Source organism: Halomonas rhizosphaerae, assembly GCF_030012485.1.
GTDB classification, from domain to species: Bacteria; Pseudomonadota; Gammaproteobacteria; order Pseudomonadales; family Halomonadaceae; genus Halomonas; species Halomonas rhizosphaerae.
The window spans coordinates 1-7,417 of the sequence record NZ_JASCQQ010000031.1 but is presented as its reverse complement, the minus strand read 5'-3'; the positions used below and the strand labels follow the sequence as shown (position 1 = coordinate 7,417).

General features: G+C 65.5%; 10 protein-coding genes. 9 read left to right on the top strand and 1 reads right to left on the bottom strand.

Annotated features, from left to right (window positions below; translation table 11 throughout):
* A partial coding sequence (locus QLQ86_RS14620; protein WP_282817449.1) for a Nif3-like dinuclear metal center hexameric protein occupies positions 1-337 on the top strand: 337 nt, incomplete at its 5' end.
* A gap of 51 nt (positions 338-388) precedes the next feature.
* Here the strand turns inward: QLQ86_RS14620 and QLQ86_RS14615 are convergent.
* On the bottom strand, positions 389-844 hold the full coding sequence (locus QLQ86_RS14615; protein ID WP_282733804.1) for a YhcB family protein: 456 nt from the start codon (positions 842-844) through the stop codon (positions 389-391).
* Positions 845-1,045: 201 nt separating this feature from the next.
* Here QLQ86_RS14615 and zapE point away from each other — a divergent pair, with 201 nt between their 5' ends.
* The 8 genes from zapE to QLQ86_RS14575 all read left to right on the top strand — a co-directional run bounded on the left by zapE (position 1,046) and on the right by QLQ86_RS14575 (position 7,352).
* Entirely contained in the window at positions 1,046-2,236 is a 1,191-nt protein-coding gene (zapE, locus tag QLQ86_RS14610) for a cell division protein ZapE (protein ID WP_282817448.1), read from the top strand.
* A 161-nt stretch (positions 2,237-2,397) separates the two neighbouring features.
* Positions 2,398-2,826, top strand: coding sequence for a 50S ribosomal protein L13 (gene rplM, locus QLQ86_RS14605; RefSeq protein ID WP_282817447.1), 429 nt, complete (start codon positions 2,398-2,400; stop codon positions 2,824-2,826).
* 13 nt (positions 2,827-2,839) lie between these two features.
* The gene (rpsI, locus tag QLQ86_RS14600; protein ID WP_106229161.1) at positions 2,840-3,229 is read left to right on the top strand and encodes a 30S ribosomal protein S9; all 390 of its coding nucleotides are present in this window, start codon (positions 2,840-2,842) and stop codon (positions 3,227-3,229) included.
* Between the two features lie 220 nt (positions 3,230-3,449).
* Complete coding sequence (gene petA / locus QLQ86_RS14595) at positions 3,450-4,049, top strand: ubiquinol-cytochrome c reductase iron-sulfur subunit (protein WP_282733807.1); 600 nt, start codon at positions 3,450-3,452, stop codon at positions 4,047-4,049.
* A complete protein-coding gene (locus QLQ86_RS14590; protein ID WP_282733808.1) occupies positions 4,049-5,308 on the top strand; it encodes a cytochrome b in 1,260 nt (419 codons plus the stop codon). Before petA ends, QLQ86_RS14590 begins: the two co-directional genes overlap by 1 nt.
* A complete protein-coding gene (locus QLQ86_RS14585) occupies positions 5,308-6,075 on the top strand; it encodes a cytochrome c1 (protein ID WP_282733809.1) in 768 nt (255 codons plus the stop codon). Before QLQ86_RS14590 ends, QLQ86_RS14585 begins: the two co-directional genes overlap by 1 nt.
* A gap of 147 nt (positions 6,076-6,222) precedes the next feature.
* The gene (gene sspA, locus QLQ86_RS14580; protein ID WP_282817446.1) at positions 6,223-6,849 is read left to right on the top strand and encodes a stringent starvation protein SspA; all 627 of its coding nucleotides are present in this window, start codon (positions 6,223-6,225) and stop codon (positions 6,847-6,849) included.
* Between the two features lie 47 nt (positions 6,850-6,896).
* Positions 6,897-7,352: a ClpXP protease specificity-enhancing factor gene (locus QLQ86_RS14575; RefSeq protein ID WP_282733811.1), complete on the top strand. Its 456-nt coding sequence runs from the start codon at positions 6,897-6,899 to the stop codon at positions 7,350-7,352.
* Positions 7,353-7,417 lie beyond the last annotated feature (65 nt).

Here is a 7,417-nt window from a genome sequence, read left to right as displayed (position 1 = left end):
CCTCGACGCCGCAGGCCTGGCCCGCGACGTCGAGGCGTGCCTGGGGCGCGAGCCGCTGCTGATCGAGGCGCCGGGGGGCAGCGAGATCCGCCGTGTCGCCTGGTGCACCGGCGGGGCCCAGGACATGATCGCCGGCGCCCGGGAGGCCGGGGCCGATGCCTTCATCTCGGGCGAGATCTCCGAACGCACCACCCACCTGGCCCGCGAGATGGGCATCCACTACCTGGCCGCGGGTCACCACGCCACCGAGCGCTACGGGGTCCAGGCCCTGGGCGAGCGGCTCGCGGCCGAGTTCGGTCTCGAGCATCGCTTCGTCGACATCGACAACCCCGCTTGAGCGCCAGGCATGTGCCGCGCCGCGGCACATGCAGCGGGGCGCGGGAGGGGGTCAGTAGCGCGGCGGCTGGGGGGTGGCGGCCTCCTCGCCGTTCTTGAGGCCGAAGTCCTCCGAGAGGGTGCCGCGGTTGCCGTCGGCGTAATCCCGGGGCACGGCGGGTTCCGTCGTGGTCTTGGTCGGGGTCGCGGTGGGGGCAGGCGCGACGGCGTCCAGGGCCTGGCGGCGCAGCGAGCGGGCGCCCAGGCGGTCTCTGGCCTCTTCGGCTTCCTGCTCGAGGCCCTGGCTTTCGCGGTGCAGGCTCTCGGCGAGCCGGGCGATACGTTCGAGGCTGTCGCCCATGCCATCCTTGAGTTCCGCCAGCTCCCGCTCGCGCTCGGCGAGACGCTGGCGCAGGCGCTGGGTGTTGCCGGCGCTGGCATTGAGCAGGTGGTAGCCCAGTGCCCCGATACCGATGCCGGCCAGCAGGCAGGCGATGGCCAGCACCCAGTTGATGTTGGTCTCGTCCACGTTGTGCTTTCTCCCTGGAGCGTTGGGCGACATGCCGCGCGAGCCGCGGGGGTCATCATCCGGCCGGATGAGATCCGGGTGCCCATTATAGGGGTGACGCAGTGCGCCGGGTCAACGCGGTGGCCGGCGATGCCAAGTGGGGTCGGGATGCGTATAATGCCTCTCCGCGAACGTCCCGAGTACAGGCCCTCAGGAATCCCCATGAGCGAGACGCACCCCCCTACGGCTTCCCGCGACGCCCGGCACCCCGAGACGCCGATGACCCGCTACCGGGCGGATCTCGAGCGCAACGGCTTCCAGCCCGACGCCGCCCAGCTGCAGGCGGTGAAGCACCTGCAGCGTCTCTACGACGAGCTGGTGGCCACGCCGCCCTCCCGGGTGGTGCCGCCGAAGCGCGGTGGCGGGCTCAAGTCGCGGGTGGCCGGCCTGTTCGGCCGGCGTGAGCACGAGGCGTCACCCGAGCCGGCACTGCCCGCGATCCACGGGCTCTACTTCTGGGGTGGGGTGGGGCGCGGCAAGACCTACCTCATGGATACCTTCTTCGAGACGCTGCCCTTTCCCGAGAAGATGCGCACCCACTTCCACCGCTTCATGCAGCGGGTGCACAACGAGCTGGAGCACTACAAGGGCGAGCGAAATCCGCTGACGCTGATCGCCGCCAAGTTCGCCGCCGAGGCTCGGGTGATCTGCTTCGACGAGTTCTTCGTCAAGGACATCACCGATGCCATGATCCTGGCTAACCTGCTCGAGTCGCTCTTCGCGCACGGCGTAGTGCTGGTGGCGACCTCGAACATCGTCCCGGGGGAGCTCTACAAGGAGGGCCTGCAGCGGGCTCGCTTCCTGCCGGCCATCGAGCTGCTCGAGCGTCACTGCGAGGTGGTCAACGTGGACTCGGGGATCGACTACCGGCTGCGCGCCCTGGAGCGCGCCGAGATCTTCCATGCCCCGCTGGACGACGAGGCCGAGGCCGAGCTGGCCCGCAGCTTCCGCGAGATCGCCGGCCACGAGGGTGAGGAGGGGGCGCCGATCGAGATCAACCGCCGGGTGCTTCATGCCCGCCGGCTGCATGACGACGTGGTGTGGTTCGAGTTCACCGAGCTGTGCGGCGGGCCGCGCAGCCAGAACGACTACATCGAGTTGGCCCGCGAGTTCCACAGCGTGCTGGTCTCCAACGTGACCCGCATGAGTGGGTCGACAGATGATCAAGCCAGACGCTTCATCAACATGGTCGACGAGTTCTACGACCGGGGCGTCAAGCTGCTGATGTCCGCCGAGGTGCCGGCCGAGCAGCTCTACCGCGGTGGGCGCCTGGAGTTCGAGTTCCAGCGCACCCTGTCGCGGCTGCAGGAGATGCAGTCCCACGACTACCTGGCGCTGCCCCACAAGCCATGAAGGCGATGCTGCCCCCTTTTCCTGAGGGGGCAGGCTCGTGTAGAATGCGCGCTCGCTCGACTGTTGCCGCACCTCCGGGAGCAGGCAACCAAGAAGAATAGGGATGGTTCCATGCCGGACGCCCGGCGGCAGAACCCAATACATCAAATGGTGATTCATCCATGAAGACGTTCACTGCCAAACCGCAGTCCGTCCAGCGCGACTGGTTCGTCGTCGACGCTGCGGACAAGACGCTCGGCCGCCTGGCCACCGAGATCGCTCGCCGCCTGCGCGGCAAGCACAAGCCGGAATACACCCCGCATGTGGATACCGGCGACTACATCGTCGTGATCAATGCCGAGAAGGTCCATGTCACCGGCAACAAGGCCAGCGCCAAGACCTACTACCGCCATACCGGCTATCCGGGTGGCCTGCGCTCCCTGAATTTCGAGAAGATGATCGCCCACGCACCGGAGCGTGTCATCGAGTCCGCCGTCAAGGGCATGCTGCCGAAGGGTCCCCTGGGTCGTGCCATGTACTCGAAGCTCAAGGTCTACGCCGGCACCGAGCATCCGCACGCTGCCCAGCAGCCGCAAGAACTGAACCTCTGAGGGAGTCTTCGCCATGACACAGCAGTATTACGGTACCGGGCGCCGCAAGACCTCTACCGCCCGCGTCTTCCTGAAGCCGGGCACCGGCAAGATCACCGTCAACAGCCGTGAGCTGGACCAGTACTTCGGCCGCGTCACCGGTCGCATGGTGGTTCGCCAGCCGCTGGAGCTGACCGACACCCTCGGCCAGTTCGACGTCTACGTCACCGTCAAGGGTGGCGGTGGTTCGGCCCAGGCCGGCGCCATCCGTCACGGCATCACCCGGGCCCTGATGGACTACAACGAGGACTTCCGCGGCCAGCTGCGCGAAGCGGGCTACGTCACCCGTGACGCCCGTCAGGTCGAGCGCAAGAAGGTCGGCCTGCGCAAGGCGCGTCGCCGCCCGCAGTTCTCCAAGCGCTGATACGCCTCGTATTGCCGCACGAAAACGCCCAGGTCCAGTGACCTGGGCGTTTTTTGTTCTGGATCAAGAATTTGTCGTCAGGTTTCCCGCTTGCTCAGGGAACCTTTCCTTGTGCGGGGCGACACGATTTTTTACCATAGACTGCATTTGGTATCCGTGGTCGCGGGGGATTCACTGCCCGTGATGGAACAACGGGTAAGCTGATGGGAGAAACCTGAAAATGGCAGATAACGGCGTAAACAAGGGTCGGCGCCGTTTCCTCGTAGGTGCCACCACCGTCGTGGGTGCGGTGGGTGCCGTCGGGGTTGCGGTCCCCTTTGTGGCTTCCTGGCAGCCTAGTGCCAGGGCAAGAGCGGCGGGAGCCCCCGTCCAGGCCGACGTGTCAAAGCTCGAATCCGGGCAGCGCATGACCGTCGAATGGCGCGGCAAGCCGGTATGGATCATCAACCGCACGCCGGAGATGATCGAGCGCACCGAGGGCTTCGATACCTCGCGCCTGGCCGACCCGGATTCCGAAGAACCCCAGCAGCCCGCCTACATCGAGGGCCCGCTGCGCTCCATCAAGCCGGAGATCGGCGTGATCGTCGGCATCTGCACCCACCTGGGCTGCTCGCCGCTCTATCGCCCCGAGCCCGATGCCGAGGGTGTGGGGACCGATGACTGGCCGGGCGGCTTCTTCTGCCCCTGCCACGGCTCGCGCTTCGATCTGGCCGGTCGGGTATTCCGCAACGTGCCGGCACCGACCAACCTCGAAGTCCCGCCCTACCGCTTCGACAGCGATGAGCTGATCACGGTCGGCGAAGATGAGGAGACTGCCTGATGGGTAACCCGAACAAAGTCAAGGCGGAGCGCGGGGTGATGCGCTGGGTCGATGACCGCTTCCCGGCCACCCAGATGTGGCAGGACCACATGGCGAAGTACTACGCGCCGAAGAACTTCAACTTCTGGTACTTCTTCGGCTCCCTGGCGCTGCTGGTACTGGTCAACCAGATCCTCACCGGTGTCTGGCTGACCATGAGCTACAACCCCTCCGCCGAGGGCGCCTTCGCCTCGGTGGAGTACATCATGCGTGACGTGGAGTACGGCTGGCTGATCCGCTACATGCACTCCACCGGTGCGACGGCCTTCTTCGTGGTCGTCTACCTGCACATGTTCCGCGGCCTGCTCTACGGCTCCTACAAGGCGCCCCGCGAGCTGGTGTGGATCTTCGGCATGGCCATCTACCTGGCGTTGATGGCCGAGGCGTTCATGGGCTACCTGCTGCCCTGGGGCCAGATGTCCTACTGGGGCGCCCAGGTCATCATCTCGCTGTTCTCGGCGATCCCGGTCATCGGGCCCGACCTGACACAGTGGATCCGCGGTGACTTCCTGATCTCCGGGATCACCCTCAACCGCTTCTTCGCCCTGCACGTGGTGGCGCTGCCGATCGTGATCCTGGCGCTGGTGGTCCTGCACATCATCGCCCTTCATGAAGTCGGCTCCAACAACCCCGACGGCATCGACATCAAGAAGAAAAAGGACGAGAGCGGCAAGCCGCTGGACGGTATCCCCTTCCATCCGTATTACACGGTGAAGGACCTCGTCGGCGTGGCGGTGTTCCTGTTCGTCTTCTGCGTGGTGATCTTCTACTTCCCGGAGGGTGGGGGCTACTTCCTCGAGAAGCCCAACTTCGAGCCGGCCGACCCGCTGAAGACGCCCGACCACATCGCGCCGGTATGGTACTTCACCCCCTTCTACGCGATCCTGCGCGCGATCACCTTCTCGCTGTTCGGACTCGACGCCAAGTTCCTCGGCGTGATCTGCATGGGCGCGGCCATCGCGGTGCTCTTCGTGCTGCCCTGGCTCGACCGCAGCCCGGTGCGCTCGATGCGCTACAAGGGCTGGATGTCCAAGACGATGCTGGCGCTGTTCGCGATCAGCTTCGTGATCCTGGGCGTGCTCGGGGTACTGCCGGTCACCGAGGGGCGCACCATCCTGTCCCAGGTGTGCACCGTCATCTACTTCGCCTTCTTCCTGCTGATGCCGTTCTATACCCGGCTGGAGAAGACCAAACCCGTTCCGGAAAGGGTGACTGGCTAATGAAAAAGCAACTGTTCGCACTGCTCTTCGCGCTGGTGCCCGTCACGGCGATGGCTGCGGTAGGTCCGAGCGTGCCGTACTCCATGGACCCCGACCTCGACGACAAGGCCTCGCTGCAGAACGGCATGAAGCTCTACGTCAACTACTGCATGGGGTGTCACTCCCTGGAGCACCAGCGCTTCGCACGTGCCGCCGAGGACCTGGACATCCCCCAGGAGCTGGTCGAGGAGAACCTGATCTTCTCCTCCGACCTGGCCTTCAACGACCAGATGCACATCGCCATGAGCGAGGAAGACGGCGAGGCATGGTTCGGTGCGCCGCCGCCCGACCTGACCCTCGAGTCGCGCCTGCGCGGCACCGACTGGATCTACTCCTACCTGCTGAGCTTCTACAAGGACCCCAGCACCGGTACCGGCGTCAACAACGCGGTCTTCCCGCTGGTGGCCATGCCCAACGTGCTGGAACCGCTGCAGGGGGTGCAGGAGAAGGTCTGTGCCGAGACGGACCAGCCGGTCGACGGGGCCGAGCTCGACCCCCTGACCGGCAAGTACCAGTCCTGCGAGACGCTTCAGATCACCCAGCCCGGCGAGATGGAGCCGGAGGAGTTCGAGGAGGCGGTCTACGACCTCACCAACTTCCTCGCCTACGTGGGTGAGCCGTCCAAGCTGCAGGCGCAGTCGCTGGGGCCGAAGGTGCTGATCTTCATCTTCATCTTCGGGGTCATCTCCTACCTGCTCAAGCGCGAGTACTGGCGCGACGTCCACTGATCCGTCAGCGACGGACATCCACGGGGGCGCATGGTCGAGGACCATGCGCCCCTCGTGGTCTCTGCCCGATACCGGGCAGCACGATGGCCCTCAAGGCGGGGCCGGTCGTGTTATCATCTCGGCACGAACTGATGCGAGGATTGTTACATGGGTGTAGTGGCCAAGCGGTCGTCGATGATCTTCTACTCCGGAGGGGATGACCATTACAGTCATCGTGTGCGAATCGTGCTCGCCGAGAAGGGCGTGGCCGTCGATATCGTCGAGGTGACCGACGAGCAGCACCCCGAGGAACTCGCCGACCTCAACCCCTACAACAGCGTGCCCACGCTGCTCGACCGCGACCTGGTGCTCTACGAGTCCAAGGTGATGATGGAGTACCTCGACGAGCGCTTTCCGCACCCGCCGCTGCTGCCCGTCTATCCCGTGGCGCGTGCCAAGAGCCGCCTGTGGATGCACCGCATCGAACGCGAGTGGTGTCCGCTGGTCGAGCAGATCCAGCGCGGCGCGAAGAAGGACGCCGAGAAGGCCCGCAAGGAGCTGCGCGAGAGCCTGGTCGGCATCTCGCCGATCTTCGAGGACATGCCCTACTTCATGAGCGATGAGTTCACCCTGGTGGACTGCTGCCTGGCCCCGATCCTCTGGCGGCTGCCGGTACTGGGCATCGAGCTGCCCGAGAAGCAGGTCAAGCCGTTGATGAGCTACATGGAGCGCCTGTTCGACCGCGACGGCTTCAAGGCAGCCCTCAGCGAAAGCGAACGCGAGATGCGCCCCTGAACTTCGACCCGGTGCAGACCGGGTCCCCGACCCCGGAGGGCCAAGCGATGCAATCGAGCCGTCCCTATATTGCCAGGGCCCTTTACCAGTGGCTGCTGGACAATGACCTGACCCCCTACATCGTCGTCGATGCCGAGCAGGCGGGCGTCGAGGTCCCACGACAGTTCGTCCAGAATGGCCAGATCGTGCTGAACCTGGCGCCCACCGCCGTGCGTGACTTCGCCATGGAGAACGAGGCGGTGAGCTTTTCGGCCCGTTTCGGCGGGCGTCCCATGCAGGTGATGGTGCCCATCGAGGCACTGATCGCGATCTATGCCCGAGAGAACGGTGTGGGCATGGTGTTCGGTCATGAGCCGGTGATTCCGGCCGAGGCCGACGAGGCGGAGGAGAAGGAGTCCCACCTCAATGAGGTGGAGAGCGCCGATGACACCCCGCAGGAAGAGGAGCATGGCGACGAGGCGCCGCCGCGCAAGGGGCGTCCCTCGCTGCGGGTCATCAAGTGATTCGCAGGTGATCAGTTTGCCGCGCCCTGCGCAGGCGGGTCATCGACGCGAAACGGCAGGCCACA